This window comes from Mucilaginibacter sp. P1_A3 (assembly GCF_056406855.1).
The window spans coordinates 89,723-104,933 of sequence record NZ_JBFTZJ010000005.1; the positions used below are offsets into that span (position 1 = coordinate 89,723).

The 15,211-nt window shown below is 40.9% G+C and carries 12 protein-coding genes; 5 read left to right on the top strand and 7 right to left on the bottom strand.

The window, feature by feature from the left end; all coding sequences use genetic code 11:
• Positions 1-377: 377 nt before the first annotated feature.
• The 5 genes from AC1D0K_RS11625 to AC1D0K_RS11645 all read left to right on the top strand — a co-directional run bounded on the left by AC1D0K_RS11625 (position 378) and on the right by AC1D0K_RS11645 (position 5,814).
• Positions 378-1,448 carry a sensor histidine kinase gene (locus AC1D0K_RS11625; protein ID WP_477394019.1) on the top strand — a complete coding sequence of 357 codons (1,071 nt, stop codon included), beginning with the start codon at positions 378-380 and terminating at the stop codon, positions 1,446-1,448.
• Complete coding sequence (locus AC1D0K_RS11630) at positions 1,445-2,197, top strand: LytR/AlgR family response regulator transcription factor (protein ID WP_477394021.1); 753 nt, start codon at positions 1,445-1,447, stop codon at positions 2,195-2,197. The genes AC1D0K_RS11625 and AC1D0K_RS11630 overlap by 4 nt, the downstream gene beginning before the upstream one ends.
• Positions 2,198-2,426: 229 nt before the next feature.
• A complete protein-coding gene (locus AC1D0K_RS11635) occupies positions 2,427-3,827 on the top strand; it encodes an ATP-binding protein (RefSeq protein ID WP_477394023.1) in 1,401 nt (466 codons plus the stop codon).
• A gap of 48 nt (positions 3,828-3,875) precedes the next feature.
• On the top strand, positions 3,876-5,537 hold the full coding sequence (locus AC1D0K_RS11640; RefSeq protein WP_477394025.1) for an FAD-dependent oxidoreductase: 1,662 nt from the start codon (positions 3,876-3,878) through the stop codon (positions 5,535-5,537).
• Positions 5,538-5,541: 4 nt separating this feature from the next.
• Positions 5,542-5,814 (top strand): UBP-type zinc finger domain-containing protein, encoded by a 273-nt coding sequence (locus AC1D0K_RS11645; protein WP_477394027.1) that lies wholly within the window; start codon positions 5,542-5,544, stop codon positions 5,812-5,814.
• A gap of 191 nt (positions 5,815-6,005) precedes the next feature.
• On the opposite strand, the gene AC1D0K_RS11650 is transcribed toward AC1D0K_RS11645, so the two are convergent.
• The 7 genes from AC1D0K_RS11650 to AC1D0K_RS11680 all read right to left on the bottom strand — a co-directional run bounded on the left by AC1D0K_RS11650 (position 6,006) and on the right by AC1D0K_RS11680 (position 15,177).
• Positions 6,006-6,440, bottom strand: coding sequence for a DoxX family protein (locus AC1D0K_RS11650; RefSeq protein ID WP_295719622.1), 435 nt, complete (start codon positions 6,438-6,440; stop codon positions 6,006-6,008).
• Between the two features lie 160 nt (positions 6,441-6,600).
• Positions 6,601-7,596 (bottom strand): sugar phosphate isomerase/epimerase family protein, encoded by a 996-nt coding sequence (locus AC1D0K_RS11655; RefSeq protein ID WP_477394029.1) that lies wholly within the window; start codon positions 7,594-7,596, stop codon positions 6,601-6,603.
• Between the two features lie 83 nt (positions 7,597-7,679).
• Positions 7,680-8,168 (bottom strand): hypothetical protein, encoded by a 489-nt coding sequence (locus AC1D0K_RS11660; RefSeq protein ID WP_477394031.1) that lies wholly within the window; start codon positions 8,166-8,168, stop codon positions 7,680-7,682.
• Between the two features lie 39 nt (positions 8,169-8,207).
• Positions 8,208-10,400 carry a penicillin acylase family protein gene (locus tag AC1D0K_RS11665; protein WP_477394033.1) on the bottom strand — a complete coding sequence of 731 codons (2,193 nt, stop codon included), beginning with the start codon at positions 10,398-10,400 and terminating at the stop codon, positions 8,208-8,210.
• Between the two features lie 384 nt (positions 10,401-10,784).
• On the bottom strand, positions 10,785-11,888 hold the full coding sequence (locus AC1D0K_RS11670; protein WP_477394035.1) for a DUF3810 domain-containing protein: 1,104 nt from the start codon (positions 11,886-11,888) through the stop codon (positions 10,785-10,787).
• A gap of 129 nt (positions 11,889-12,017) precedes the next feature.
• The gene (locus AC1D0K_RS11675; protein ID WP_477394037.1) at positions 12,018-12,536 is read right to left on the bottom strand and encodes a DUF2911 domain-containing protein; all 519 of its coding nucleotides are present in this window, start codon (positions 12,534-12,536) and stop codon (positions 12,018-12,020) included.
• A 259-nt stretch (positions 12,537-12,795) separates the two neighbouring features.
• A complete protein-coding gene (locus tag AC1D0K_RS11680; RefSeq protein WP_477441954.1) occupies positions 12,796-15,177 on the bottom strand; it encodes a carboxypeptidase regulatory-like domain-containing protein in 2,382 nt (793 codons plus the stop codon).
• Positions 15,178-15,211: the final 34 nt, after the last annotated feature.

Consider the following 15,211-nt stretch of genomic DNA (forward strand, 5'->3'; position numbering starts at 1 on the left):
TGCTTTTTCCCCTATAAAGCTCTGTATTTAAGTAATGGATGCTCTGCAATCAGTTTCAACGGGAAATTCCATCCATCTATCGGTAAATTTTGTCTCTTCGGCGATTATGATTGCATTGCATTCATATTGATTTGTAATATTGAAGGGATTTTTGAAAAAGGGACTATCAGGCAACGGAATTTTGAAAATTGGCCAAAGGATAAAACACGATTGGACGTGCTTGATAACCCGGCGTTCAAAAATGTGATGGATCTTTTGCCTGCCTAAATTTGTAAATCCCCTTCTTTTATCTAAAAATTCTTTGTTCTGTTGTCTATTCGTCCTTTGTATAATAATTAATTAAATTTATCGGCTACAGCCAGTAATTAACCTGCTAAATGAGTCTTAAATCAAAAAGTAATACTATTACTATCCTTATCCATATATTAACCTGGGTGGTACTGGGTTTCTCGTTGTTTTTGTACCAGCCGCTTACATGGGATATTGTGTTGCCCTACCAATTCTGGATAAAACAGGCCTTGATCATTATTATGCTGGTAGCTTCATTTTATGTCAACTCTATTGTACTTGTACCTGCCTACCTATTAAAAAATCGCACAGGAATGTACTTTGTGTTTGTAATTATCCTCATTGCAACGGTACTTGTATTGAACAACTTTTTTGATCGTTCGCTCAATATGCACCAATTGATGGATACTGCTATTCATAAACATGGGCAACCGAGGCATGGCGATAAAAATCGCATTTTTGACTATGCAATTATCTTTATAATGGCACTGGTGCTGGGCATAAGTACCAGCATAACAGCTATACAAAAATGGCAAAGCGATATCAGGCTGCGCGAAGCTTTGGAGCAGGATAAAATCAGTTCGGAGTTATCGTTCCTGAAAGCGCAGATCAACCCGCATTTCTTTTTCAATACGCTAAACAACATTTATGCTTTAACACATATTAATGCCGAAACATCCCGCAAGGCAATACACCAGCTTTCGCGCATGATGCGGTACGTATTGTATGATACCCAGCACGGCACCGCGTTGCTTAGCCAGGAGATAGCCTTTATAAAAGATTATATAAACCTTATGGAGCTAAGACTTACTGATAAGGTAACAGTAACCTTCAATTCGCCCGCTACGGTAAATGATATGACTGTTGCCCCCATGATATTTTTACCGTTTGTTGAAAATGCTTTTAAGCACGGCATCAGCGCCACATTGCCCAGCAGCATACTCATCAGCGTTGAACAGCACGCGGAAAAGCTGGAATTACGTGTAGAGAACAGTATCTATAAAGACAATAACACCAACCTGGAAGAAAACAAGGGCATTGGCCTTACCAATACCATCCGCAGGCTTGATTTGCTTTATGCCGGTAAATACACGCTTGATCTTAAGGAGGATACTACTGCTAATACTTATAAAGTTCACCTAACCCTCAACTTGTCATGATATTAAATTGCATAGCCGTTGATGACGAGCCGCTGGCCCTTGGCCTGGTTTGTGCCTTTATTGAGCAAACACCTTTTTTAAAACTTACTGGCAGGTACAGCAGCGCGGTTGAGGCGCTGGTTGGCTTACAGGATCAAAAGGTTGATCTTATTTTCCTGGATATACAAATGCCCAATTTAAACGGCATCGAGCTGGCGCGTGTGTTGGATAGTCGCGGCGCCAACAAGCCCCGCATTATTTTCACCACGGCGTATAATCAATTTGCGCTGGAGGGATACAAGGTTGATGCATTGGATTATCTGCTTAAACCCTTTAATTATGAAGAGTTTTTGCACGCGGCAAATAAAGCGCTAACGTATGTTGAATTGTTACAGCGATCAACCAACGTTACACCTGCACCCGCGGCGGCAGCGGAACACCGTATTGAAGACGATTACCTGTTTTTAAAGATTGAATATCAACTGGTGCGCATAGCGCTTAAAGATATATTATACATTGAGGGTTTAAAAGATTATGTAAAAGTATATCTGCAGGATATAGAAAAGCCCCTACTTTCGCTCACCAGCTTAAAAGCGCTGGAAGAAAAACTACCGGCAAAACGCTTTATGCGGGTGCACCGCTCCTTCATCGTGTCGTTAGATAAAATTAACTCAATCACCCGTAATGCCCTCCAAATTGGAAAGGTGAACATAACCGTTGGCGATCAGTATAAAGAAGCCTTTGGCGCATTTTTAAGTAAGTGGGTGTAAATAGATTTTTTCTGAACCGGGATTAAACCGATTAATCAGATTACAGGATTTTTGCATTTTTAAGCATCCCGTGTCCTCTTTCATATGATAGGATATGCAAAATATTGCGTCACATAAAAAGGAAATCCAGCCTATCCCTTAATCCCCTAAATCCCGGTCCGGACAACATCGTTTTGCAATTTTTTCCCCTGCCATTCAACAATTAAATAATAATCCCTAATTTTATTTCATGCAAGAGGTAACCGTATCCTGGCTTAAATCGCTCGAGGCTTTAGTAAATGTCCCGGATGATCAGCTGCAATGGCTGATAGATAGTTGTGAATATCACGTATATGAAAATGGCACCATGTTAAATGAGCCTGGAAAGCCAATGACAGGGCCACATATTATCATTGAAGGTAGTATGCGTTTTTATATGCTGCAAAGCAGGGGGCGCAGGGATTTTGTGAATGTTGGGCCGGGTAGTATTACAGGCTATCTGCCTTTCTCCCGTGGTTTAATTTCCAAAGGCTATGCAGAAGCTATAGGCGAGCTGCATGTACTCAGTTTCCCCACCGAGCGGATAAATGAAATGATAAAAGGTCATTTTGAGCTTACCCAGGCGCTGGTACATATCATGACTACCCGTGTACGTGATTTTACTGCCCTGCAACAGCAAAACGAAAAAATGATGGCATTAGGCAAGCTGTCAGCCGGCCTTGCGCATGAGCTTAACAACCCGGCATCGGCCATTGTACGCGATTCTATTTCTTTAAGCAAACACCTGCGTTTAGTACCGCAAAACCTTAAAAGTATGTTCGCCATTAAAATGGACTCTGAACAGGTGGATGGGGTAACCAACGAATTATTTAAGGTATTATCAAACAAAGGTACAGCCCGCTTAAGCCTTAAACAACGCACCCAGCTTGAAGATGAAATAAACGATTGGCTCGATGACAACGAAATTGAAAACGGTTACGATATTGCCGAAAGTTTTGTTGATTTTAAATTTAACGCCGATAGCCTCGAGACTTTAAAAAAGCATATCCCTAAAGAGTTTTTATCAACCATTATCAACTGGATAAGCAGTAAACTGGTTGCCGAAAAAATGATAGAGGATATCCAGGAATCATCAAAGCGAATAGCCGAACTGGTGAGTTCTGTTAAAACCTTTACCCACATGGACAGGGGGCAGGACAAACAGTATGCCGATATCCACATTGGCATTACCAACACGCTTACCATGCTGGGTTACAAAATAAGAAAAGGAAATATAACCGTTGTTGAAGATTTTGACCGAACTTTGCCTGAAGTTAAGGCGTTGATAGGCGAACTTAACCAGGTATGGACAAACCTCATAGATAATGCCCTTGACGCCATGGAACCGGCAGGCAAAGGTACGTTGACTATCAAAACCCGCCGCGACCGCGAATTTGTGGAGGTTTTTATAATTGATGATGGCCTGGGCATTCCCGAAGATATCCAGGGCCAGGTCTTTGATCCGTTTTTTACTACTAAAGATATGGGCAAAGGTACCGGGATGGGGCTTGAGGTAGTACAACGAATAGTAAAACAGCACCGTGGCTCTATCAAAGTAAAATCAAAGCCCGGGTACACCGAATTTAGTGTTTGCTTCCTGATTGATGGATAGCAACACTTTTCAAGAATAAAAATTAAAAATTACCTGTAGCAATCCACCATGAGTAAACCAATAATATTTTCAATTGATGATGATCCGCAGGTACTCCGGTCAATCAGCCGCGATCTCAGATCGCAATACGGTAAAGAGTACAAAATACTGAGTACAACATCGGCAAATGAAGCGTTTGAAAGCCTTACCGAGCTAAAAAATGGCTCGGATGTGGTAGCCCTGTTCTTATGCGACCAGCGCATGCCCGAAATGGAAGGTGTTAAATTTTTAGAGAAAGCAAAAAAAATATTCCCTGATGCTAAGCGCGTACTGCTTACCGCCTACTCAGATACTGAAGCCGCCATTAAAGCTATTAATGATGTGCAGCTTGATTACTACCTCATGAAGCCATGGGATCCGCCAGAGGAAAAACTTTTCCCGGTAATAAATGATCTGCTTGACGACTGGCAAAACAATTATATTCCTGAGTTTGTGGGTGTAAAAGTAATAGGCTATCAATTTTCACCACAATCACACGTGATCAAAGATTATTTGGCAGGTAACCTGATACCCTACCGCTGGTTAGATATTGAGAGAAATGTTGATGCAGGTAGTTTATTAGCGCTCAATAGCCTTACAACAGATTGCCTCCCAACCGTTTTTTTTGAAGATGGAAGCTTTTTAGAAAAACCATCAATACAAGGCATAGCAGCAAAACTTGATAAAAACCCGCAAACCCTTACCGATGTTTACGATGTGGTAATTATTGGGGCCGGGCCTGCTGGGCTTGCCGCTGCTGTTTATGGCGCATCCGAGGGACTAAAGACCTTGCTGATTGAACGTAAAGCACCTGGTGGCCAAGCAGGCACCAGTTCGCGTATAGAAAACTATCTTGGCTTTCCGGCAGGCTTAAGTGGTGCCGATTTAACCCGCCGTGCCATTAGCCAGGCGATGCGCTTAGGCGCCGAATTTTTGTCGCCGCAATCTGTTAGTGATATCAAACAAAAGGATGGTTATAAAACCATTATTTTGGATGATGGTCCCGAGATCATCAGCCGTACTGTAGTGATTACAACCGGCGTTGATTACCGCAAACTGGAAGTTAAAGGGGTTGAAAACTTTACCGGAGCGGGCATTTATTATGGCGCGGCAACTACCGAAGCATCGGCATGTACTGGTAAAAATGTATATGTTATTGGCGGAGGAAATTCTGCTGGCCAGGCGGCTATGCACCTTTCAAAATATGCCGATAAGGTACATATAGTCATCAGGCGGGAAGACCTGGTGCCAACCATGTCGGCCTACCTGATAACCCAGATAAGTGAAACACCCAATATAGAAATTGTACCCGACACCGAAATTATAGAGGCGCACGGAAGTAACTGTCTGGAAAAATTAACTTTAAAAAATTGCAAAACACAGGAAACAGTTACTAATAAAGCCGCAGCCTTATATATATTTATTGGTGCCAAACCCTATACCGATTGGATAAAACTCGACATTATTAAAAACAACAAGGATTTTATTGAAACCGGCCGTGAGTTGCGCAGCTATGAAAACTTCAACAAAATATGGAAGCTTAAAAGAGATCCATTTTTATTGGAAACCAGCTGTTCTGGCATATTTGCCGCGGGCGATGTTCGTGCGGGGGCAATGAACCGGGTGGCATCTGCCGTAGGCGAAGGCTCTATGGCTATTAGTTTTGTACACAAATATTTAGCTGAAGTTTAAATTTATGCAAGAGGATGAAATTTGCCCGCACCTGGAGGCTGTTACCGATATAAAACAGCCACAGGATTATGTATGTGAGGAATGCATGAAAACACATTCATCATGGATGCACCTGCGTACCTGCCAAACCTGCGGTGTAACGCTTTGCTGCGATAGCTCGCCCAATACCCACATGACCAAACATTTTGAAGCCACAGGCCACCCGGTAGTAATCTCTGCCGAGCCTGGCGAGCGGTGGTTATGGTGCTACGTGGATGAACTGGTGGTGGAATATTGATTCAGATGTGCAGATTTTAGATTACAGATGTGCGAATTTAGCTTACAGATGTGCAGATGATCGCCGGAAGCAGATGTGCAAATTTCAGATGTGCAAATAATAGCTGGAAGCAGATGTCCGAATTTTAGTTTTCAAATGTGTATAAGAAAACCATCTGCACATCTGAAATCTGCACATCTGCACATCTAAAATCATTCTGACGCTAAATATCTATCTAAAGAAATCGGTCCCGAGCCAAGGATAATGAATATTACAAGCAGGATGAGTGCCGTAATAGATGGCCAGGCCATGGTGTTTATGGGTTCCTGAAAAATACTGGTTAAAAATACAGCGCCTAAAACAATCGGAATTTGGATGATGGACGCCAGCCTGGTATATATGCCAAGTGCTATCAGTATGCCACCAACCATGTGGGCAAAAGTTACATAGTAAACCAAAATCATCAACAATGTTGGTGATAGGTCTACTACATCCTGGTCTTCAATAAGGTGCCTTAGGTATGCTGTGTTTTGCATAAATGCAATGCCTTTTAATAGCAAAAATACGCCAAGTGCTATACGGACAAGATCAAGAATTTTAGGGTGATGAGTATCGCCCCAGTTTTCTATTTTATGAACTAAGTTCATCACAGCCTCCATTTTAAAGGTTAAAATTGGTTTAGTTAACAGCCGTTTTATTGGGTTAAAAAGAACTGTTTACTTCATATAAATATAGTAATAAACCTGTTACAATTACAAATTGTTTTTTTCAGGAATATTTAAGTTACCCTTAAAATTACTGCCGGCGCTATAGATCATTTTCTTTCAGCCATCCCCTCAAAGTAGTTAAGTCTTTTTGTACTGCAGCCGTAAAAGCCTCTTTGCTAATAGTTAATTTCCTTGCACCATCCTGCGCGCCGCCAAGATCATACTCGCAATGCAAACTTAGCGGACCATTAATTTGATATTGCTTAAGCATCGCGAAGTACTTTTTAAAATCAACCATTCCCTCGCCCAATGGCACGCTTTTTACCTGCCATTTTCCATCCTTTTTCTCCCAGTAAAAGTCCTTTACGTTGATGGTTTTAATATGGGGGATCAGCAATTGCATTGACGTTGCCCAGGTATCGGCGCCTTCGGTAGTGGCATGCCTGATATCATATTGGCAGCCTATCAAATTGGGGTCAAGATCCTTCATCGCCAGCCAAAGATCCCAAACAGAAGCGCCAAACAGTTCGCCCGAATGATTTTGATAGGCTCCATGTATTTTATATTGTTTATTTAAGCTGGTTAAAGCCGCGAAATGAGCACTGATTACTTTTAAGTTTTCGGGGATACTGATGTTTTTATTGTAATCAAACCAGGCCGTACGGTAATATTTTATCCCCAATGCAGATGCCGTTTTTAAAATATCATGTGTATATTTTTCATCTGGCGATTTGATGTTGGTTACTATTGAATATACCTTTAAACCTGCCTTCTCAACAGCCGCTACGGCCTTTGGTAAATCAACAGCTACATTTTCGGGCAACACATGTCCATCCGGCCTTACGGTAATATCTACGCCATCAAAGCCCATACCGGCAGCTAATGATGCCATATCGGTATAATTAAGCCAATGCAGATGTTTGGAAAATATGCTTACCTTAATTTTCTCTGTCGCTGATGATCGCGCTGCGGGTTGGTTATCACTTACGATCTCCGGTCCTACCCTATCCTTACCCAATGCGTTTAAGCCGAATGCCATACCGGCAGTAGCCATAGTAGCGGCAGCAATAAATTTTTTGCGACTAATAGTTTCCATAAGCTTTATAGTTGGTACCGCAATATAATAAAGCTGAATGGGATTTGTGCAGCAACGAAGCTGTTACTGAGCCGCTATCTTAATTAATCAAAACCCAAATATTCTTTTTGTTTTACCTCAACAGAGCCAGAAGAATTATCACGACTGATGAGCATCACGATATGAAAAAAATCATTATCAAAAAGATAGATATTATTTACAGAATCTGCCCCCTGAAACTTCATATCCAGGCCAAGCCTTTTGGCCTGCGTTATCAGGTTGAAAATATCCTTAGTAACTGCCGAGGTATACGTAACCGTACGTAATATAGTGCCGCTGCTCAGTTTAGTACCAACACCTATCACTACAGCCTCGCCCTTATTTACCGGCCCGCCCTTGTGTAAATGCTCAACTATATTGCCACCAACATCCTGTGTGTACTCTTTCTTAAATCCCTTTGATAATACCAGGTAATTATGAGCGTCGGCATTTGAAAGGTTTACTAAATTGGTAAGGTCATTAACGGTTACACTCTGGCCAAACAAATCAACGCAGCAAAAACACGTTACCACTAAAAACAGGTATTTTTTCATTTTAATATCGTATCCAAATATACTTTTTAAAACAATTAATCAATTACCCGGATGATAGGTTCTTTGAGCATGTTTAAGCACGTCCTCTTTATAAAATAAAACATCTTTAAATTTACCATCAATGTGGCCCGCAGCCTGATCGGTAAAGTTTTTCGATGCCGCATCAAATGATTGCCCGCCGGTCATGATGCTTTTTGCCTTTATCTTTGATCCAAATTCAACAGCTGCTATAAAGCTGTTGCCCGAGTAGCCATAACGCTTCAACGTATTCATCGTACGGCTTTGAAACGAGGGTAGCTGTCCAAATCCAGACCCGGTTAAGCCCACAGGGATACTCGGCAGCTTATCATCAAACGTGATACCATCCGCGGGGCGCTGGTATCGGTTCATATCGCCCCATTGTACCTGCCAGGTGCCAAACTTACTTTGCAGGGTTTTCATAACAGCTGTTAAAATAGCCAATTGCTGGCTGCCAGGGGTTTGTTCGGCAAGTAATTTTATGCGCTGGGTAATAAAAGTACTTTGCTGGTCTGTTTTGGGTGGCGGAAGCAATTTCACCATCAAAGTGCCCCACTCTATGGCCAACGCGGTGGCTACTGAATTTGCGGCTGTACGTTTATCCCACTGTCGCAATATATTTATGGGTTCGGCAAGTGATTTTTTTATCGAATCGGGCGCATTATCATAAGCTTTAAATAAAGGTGGCAGCAAATCATCAAAGGCAGCCAGGTAATGATCATATCCTTTAACTATGAGGCCATCAAGCGTTAGGCGATCGGCATTTTTCAATATATTGATGGCTGTTATAGCGCGGTAATTTTCGCCATCGGGCGCCATATAAACCGGGTACTTATTTTTATCAGGACTGCTTGCACCGGCATCTGTATATGGCGTTGAGTTACAATTCTGGATCCAGCCGGTAGCAGGATTTGTAGTTGTAATTATATCTTTAAGCTGATGAACACCCTGCCACTCTGTTGCAGAAGTACTGCCATCAACCGGCAAACTCCAATCATATTTTGGATTGCGTTTAGGAATATAGTTACCATACCAAAAAATAGTATTGCCTTTATCATCAGCATAAACAGTGCTATTGGTAGCATTTGACACAAGGTCCATCGCTTTTTTATACTCGGCAAGCGTGTTGGCTTTTGTAATTTGCCATGACTCCACCAAGGCGTTGTATGATCTGTTATTGGCCTTTAACGCCAACCATTTACCGTCACGACTTCCTAATACCGGACCATGATGGGTATAATACGCTGTTATTGTTCTTTGTTCAACTTTATCGCCATTTTTTATGTTAATGGCCAGTTTACGGATAGTTACCGGTTTAAGCACTCCATCATATTCATAAAACCATTGGCCGTCTTTTTTTACCATCTTTTCTGCATAAAGGTCGGCTACATCTGCATAGCTGCTGGTGTGCATCCAGCCGCAATGCTGGTTAAATCCCTGGTAAATAAAAAACTGGCCCCAGGTAACAGCACCATAAGCATGCAGGCCTTCCTGGCTCACCAACTCCACCTCGCTGCGAAAGTAGAACGGAACATGTGGGTTTATGTAAAGTAAAGCGTGCCCCGATGCCGATTTGGATGGCGATATGGCAAAACCGTTTGACCCGGTTTCGCGTTCATTTACAAACTCATAGGCTTTTCCGGGGTGATTTGGTACAGTGCCAAGCTTTTCGCCGCCATCTGCGTAAAAATCCTTCGTTTCTTCCAGTTTAATCCCTCCCGTTTCCGTTGCGGCCACACTGCCGTCAGTAAACATTAAGGCATACCATGGTTCAAAATGTTTGAATACCTTAGGTTTCACCTCGGGATGTTTATACAGGTAATAGTTTATCCCATCGGCAAAGGCATCCAGCAACTTCCTGAAAGCAGGCGCACTTGTTTTATAATCCCTGATAGCATCGGCACTGTCAGCTATCAACTGAAGCTGTATATCTATAGCGAGGCTACTTTCGCCATCAACCTCGGTTTGTTTGCCAAGCTGATAAAGATAATTGCGCTCAATGCCTTTAAAATTATCTTCGCACTGGGTATACATCAACCCAAAAACCACATCAGCATCAGTTTTGCCATAAATATGTGGCACATCATAATTATCACGAATAATGGTTACTGCATTGGCATGCACTTTAGCCCTCTGTATTGCCTCCTGGTTAAATTTCTGAGCAAATACAATGAAAGGAGAAAATATTAAAACGAAAATTAAATTATGTTTCATGGTAACAATAATTTTACCGGTGTGTCTAATCAATTAGATTGAAAATCAATAGCGAAATATTAATAATATGAAGTAAATTTGAGCTTTTAAACGCAATATTCACATCACACCTACGTTTCTTTTCAATTATTCATAATTCTTTTGAAACCAGGTCTGAATATTCGCCATTATTAGGGCGCAAACACAAAGTAATAAATTTTTTGTTTACTGGTTATTAATAGCAGTAAATATATAAGAGCTTGGATGTTCATTTTATATGAGATCTGAGGTTTAGTTGATACAATATCATTTGAGACATGATATTGCAGTGCGTTCCGGGGTGAGATACGGAACGCATTTTTTTTACTGATCAACAAGTGATCGCTTTAGCTCAACAACCCATCCCTAATGATTAATGATTGGCGACCAATGGCTGCGCTCCCAGGCCATAACCAGTAACACCATCCGGTTATAAGTTCCCAAACCCTGGGGTTGGTTATTAGCCTTCAGAAAGTTATCGTAAAAAACACTGCTAATAGCACTGAGTTTATTTTCGTAAGCCATCCAGTAGGCACGTTCTGTTACAAAATCCTGGTGAACATCTTTTGATATCACCGCCTTTAATTCTTTATGGGCAACTGTATCCCTGCGGCGCAGTGTGTGCATAAACTCATCAACCGCCAAATGATAGGCTGAGTAGCGCAGCAAACGATCATGTGATTTAATACCGATGATAAACCCGGCAAAATCAGCCTCATCTTCGGCTCCATAACCTAACTGGTGCGACATTTCATGACAGGCAACAAATGGCCGGTTAAAAACAGGCATTTCATAATTAATCTGAGCCTCTGTTGTAAAAGGATTATAATAACCCGAGGTACCAATATAGTTCATAAAAAATGTAATCATAGATGGCTTAATTCCGGGATGAAAGGCCCTGAAGTTAGCAGAATCGGCAGATAATGAACTTACTGCATTAACGGCGGTTTTATAAATTGTGCTATTGCTCTGCGCTAAATCTGCAGCGGTGACACGTGCACGGCAAATATTGGCGCTATCTATCAACAATTTAGTTACAGCCTTGAGGTCGGCGGTAGTGAAAGCTGTATCTCTTAAATTAAGGCGCTCAGCTGCTGATGGCCTAAAATAATTCATCCCCCAAAACAAATAAAAAACAAGTATGGCCGCCTGTACACCTATAACCCATCCCAAAAAATGTATACCAACAATTTTAAACTGCTTTTTAAATAGCAGCTTAATCATCCTGATAACACCAAAAATTATAGCAATTACAATTGCGGTGTATAACAAATCGCCTACACTAAAAGGAAACAGGTTTAATATGGGATGAAATATCCAACAGATAAGCTTATAAAACCCACCAGAATAATAGCGTTCAACCAATGCCGGATGATTGCCAAGCTGCATTAACAGAAAAATAGCCAACGTAAGCAACAATATAATTATGATTCTTTTTAATAATGGTTTTTTGCTGATTAGGGTACGCATTAAGTAAATATAAGGCTAATTGAAGGTTGTTAAAATTATAGAAGGCAGCTGGATGTAACAAGTTAAATATCGATACACAAAAAAAGCTCCGGTTAAGGAGCTTTTTTGTGTATCGATATTTTATTACACTTATTTTATTGAAACAGGAACCTCAAAAGTATCCCATTTTAAGCTGAAGCCTTTTGGTGTAATAGTATAAATAAGACTTTCGGTTTTAGGAGCTGTTCTCCCTTTAACCGTTACCCTTAACTGATCATTAGCTTCTTTATAAGTATAGGCGCCCCATTGTTTTGGGTTTTTATCAAAAATAAGAGTCCAGGTGCCGCTTTCTGATGGAATTACAAAGAAGGCATAACGGCCGGCCGGAAGTGTTTTACCTTCAACCTTAATAGCTTTACTTGTTGTAATGCTGGTTGCCGAATCGGCTCCTGCACGCCATACCTTACCAAAAGGCACCAATTCGCCCAGTACTTTACGACCTTTTACATAAGGACTTCCGTATTTAATTTTAATTAACGAACCAGCTACTTTAGCGCTTGTGCTATCATGCGGGCTTGCGGGCTTTTTATCCTGGGCAAATGTTAGGCTGCTTATAAACAGCGCAAATACAAAAAGCAATGCTGCTTTCATTTTAATAGATCTTTTCATAGTATTTCTCATGATTTATTTGGTATAAATATAGGGCGAAATTTGTTCTGGTAGCAATTAACGGAGTAAATAAAACTTAATTGCTTTTGTAAAAAATATTTCAATTAAAAAACAGTTGATATATAGTAATGTTATAAATAATGAGACCGCCACATTGCAATTAGGAATTGACCTTAAGGTTGAAATGGCCAAAAGGTTAAACAATTGTTGTGGTTTTTTTTAACCCTTGCCTCAAGGCAGGGGTTTTTTATTTAGCCTTTTACTCCACCTTATAAGTATAAACATTGCGGCCTACATTACCGTTTTCGTCTATACCCTCAACTACTATACGGTAATTACCTTTGCCATCTGCATTGTAAAAATCAAATGAAGCGCCACCATCTTTATCCGTAACAATATCAGGGTTCCAGTATATTGTGCTGCGTTCATCAGGTTTATTACTTTGGGTAGCTGAGCCACCATAAACGGGCGAGTAAAATACACGTGCTTTATAAAATCCTTTAGGAGCATAGGAAAGCAACCCCGGTGAAATCTTTTTATTTACAGGTAATCCCTTATTTTTAACTGTTGTAATTAATAAAACCCCATTGGCTCCCTGGGAACCATAAATAGCAGCATCAACATTTTTAAGCATTTTAACACTTGCTACATCAGCTACACTTAAGTTATCAATATTTGAACTCGACTGCGCGCCATCTATGATCACCAACATGGGGCCCGCTCCCGTTAAACCAACTCTTTCTCTTAAATACGGCACACCGCCCATTAATGCCACCCCGGGTAAGTGGCCCTCCAGGCCGCGAGATATTCCTGTTTGATCTTTAAACTGATCAATTGTGTTATTGTGAGATTCTAAATATTTATCTTTAATAATCACTTCCTTCAATGATTTCCCGCTTGCATCTGCCATGAACGTAGTTGAAGCAAGGGGTTTACCATTGTTTTTAAGTGCATCGTCATCAGCTAAACCCTGGCTATTAATTGTGGTGATATTAACTTTTTCGGGCTGGTCTATTATGATTTGCGTATTACTCTTCCCAGTTTCTGTTTTAGCCTGAATTACAAATGAGGTATTGCTTGTGTAAATCAAATTTGCAAAAGTAAACCTGCCATTGGCATCAGTTACCTGGTTTAACATAGTGCCCCCGTTTTGGGTAAGCAACGTAACGCTCCCATTAGCAACCGGCACCCCAGCCATTGTTTTTACCGTGCCCGATATATCCAGTCCTTTTTCAACAGGATAAGTTGAGGCCATTTTGGCATCGTCGCCAAGCAATTGTTTCCAAACAAACCTGCGGTATCCTTGTGTAAGCATCAATATATCCAGATCGGCACGTGTATCACTGGTAACATTGGCAAAATAATAATTGGGCTGCTCAACAAATCCCCGCAAAGCCGATGTTAATAAAAGATTGGTTAATATGGTAGTTTCGGCACTTTCATTTACCGGTATCCGGGTAGCATCAATAACCGATGCCGAAAAATAACCTGTAACAGGTTTATCATCCTTTTTTGCACTAACAGTAACATGTACTTTACCCCTGGCCTGGTAAGCAGCCTTATCAGTGCCGGTTTGTATATTTATAATATCATTGTTTTGTATAAACGAAAGGCGCTCATTCATAGGTTCGCCGGTTTTAGAAAACAGGGTAACCTGCACTAAACCGGTTTGAAAATCCTTCTTATCAAGATTAATATCAAGCACCTGGTTATCAAGTGTTGTTTTAAGTGAACGTACCGATCCGTTTGAATAAATAACAACGCCTATTTCTTTATTCTTATTTTCAAGATAGTAAGGCCTGTTTGCATTAATTTCTATCATCAGCTTATCTGGCTTATCATTGTTTACCAGCAAGGTCATCCCTTTGCTATCAGCTTTAGGTAAATCAATAACGGCTTTGGTTCCATCGGCATAAGTGAGGTTTGCTTTGTAGCTTCTTCCTTCAACCGGGGTAATGTAAATAACGCCCATACCCAGGTGTTTGGCTTCAAACTTAGTTACTTCTGCGTTTAGGTTATCAACAACTACTCCTTTAACATTTACGCCCTGCCCATTATGATCAATAGCCTTAAACGCGAGTTTAACCGGTATATCGTTAACAAAAGTTCCGCCCTCGGCAAAAAACTGAATGTCAAACTTATTACGGGTATCTGTATTTTGCCGTGTTGCCAATACCGCGGTGGCGGGCACAGCACTGTTAACTGCTATTGGCTGATCAAAAATGCCAGGATCGGCGTTATTAAGCATCCATTTGGTATACGCCTTTACATGGTAAATACCCTTGGGCAGTTTGTTTGGTAACGCAAAATCGCCCCAGGTTAAGCCATTAGTAACTTGTAATGATATATTTTGCACCAGCGAGTCGGCGGCATTTACCAAATCGACGTGCAGAACGCCACTTAATTTCGATAGTTGATGTTGTTCGCCCAGCGTAACATAGGCTTTAAAAAACACTGTATCGCCGGCGTTATAAAGGGCTTTATCAAAGTGAAGGTATACCTTTTCAATAGCTTTTGTCGTGGATAGGGTTTGCAAACGCGAAACAATATCATCCAATGATAATGATTGTTTAACGCCTTGCGAAAAAGCTGGTATATAAAAACAGGTTGTATACAAAAGTGCAAATAGTAACTTTTTCATGCAGGAAATGGCAAATAGAAATGGGTTTATAATT

What these genes read in the sequence shown, in the direction of transcription:
- AC1D0K_RS11640 (WP_477394025.1), top strand. Translation starts at nt 3,876, where the DNA reads ATGAGTAAACCAATAATATTTTCAATTGATGATGATCCGCAGGTACTC.
- AC1D0K_RS11675 (WP_477394037.1), bottom strand. Translation starts at nt 12,536, where the DNA reads ATGAAAAGATCTATTAAAATGAAAGCAGCATTGCTTTTTGTATTTGCG.
- AC1D0K_RS11635 (WP_477394023.1), top strand. Translation starts at nt 2,427, where the DNA reads ATGCAAGAGGTAACCGTATCCTGGCTTAAATCGCTCGAGGCTTTAGTA.
- AC1D0K_RS11625 (WP_477394019.1), top strand. Translation starts at nt 378, where the DNA reads ATGAGTCTTAAATCAAAAAGTAATACTATTACTATCCTTATCCATATA.
- AC1D0K_RS11670 (WP_477394035.1), bottom strand. Translation starts at nt 11,888, where the DNA reads ATGCGTACCCTAATCAGCAAAAAACCATTATTAAAAAGAATCATAATT.
- AC1D0K_RS11650 (WP_295719622.1), bottom strand. Translation starts at nt 6,440, where the DNA reads ATGAACTTAGTTCATAAAATAGAAAACTGGGGCGATACTCATCACCCT.
- AC1D0K_RS11680 (WP_477441954.1), bottom strand. Translation starts at nt 15,177, where the DNA reads ATGAAAAAGTTACTATTTGCACTTTTGTATACAACCTGTTTTTATATA.
- AC1D0K_RS11660 (WP_477394031.1), bottom strand. Translation starts at nt 8,168, where the DNA reads ATGAAAAAATACCTGTTTTTAGTGGTAACGTGTTTTTGCTGCGTTGAT.
- AC1D0K_RS11630 (WP_477394021.1), top strand. Translation starts at nt 1,445, where the DNA reads ATGATATTAAATTGCATAGCCGTTGATGACGAGCCGCTGGCCCTTGGC.
- AC1D0K_RS11665 (WP_477394033.1), bottom strand. Translation starts at nt 10,400, where the DNA reads ATGAAACATAATTTAATTTTCGTTTTAATATTTTCTCCTTTCATTGTA.
- AC1D0K_RS11655 (WP_477394029.1), bottom strand. Translation starts at nt 7,596, where the DNA reads ATGGAAACTATTAGTCGCAAAAAATTTATTGCTGCCGCTACTATGGCT.
- AC1D0K_RS11645 (WP_477394027.1), top strand. Translation starts at nt 5,542, where the DNA reads ATGCAAGAGGATGAAATTTGCCCGCACCTGGAGGCTGTTACCGATATA.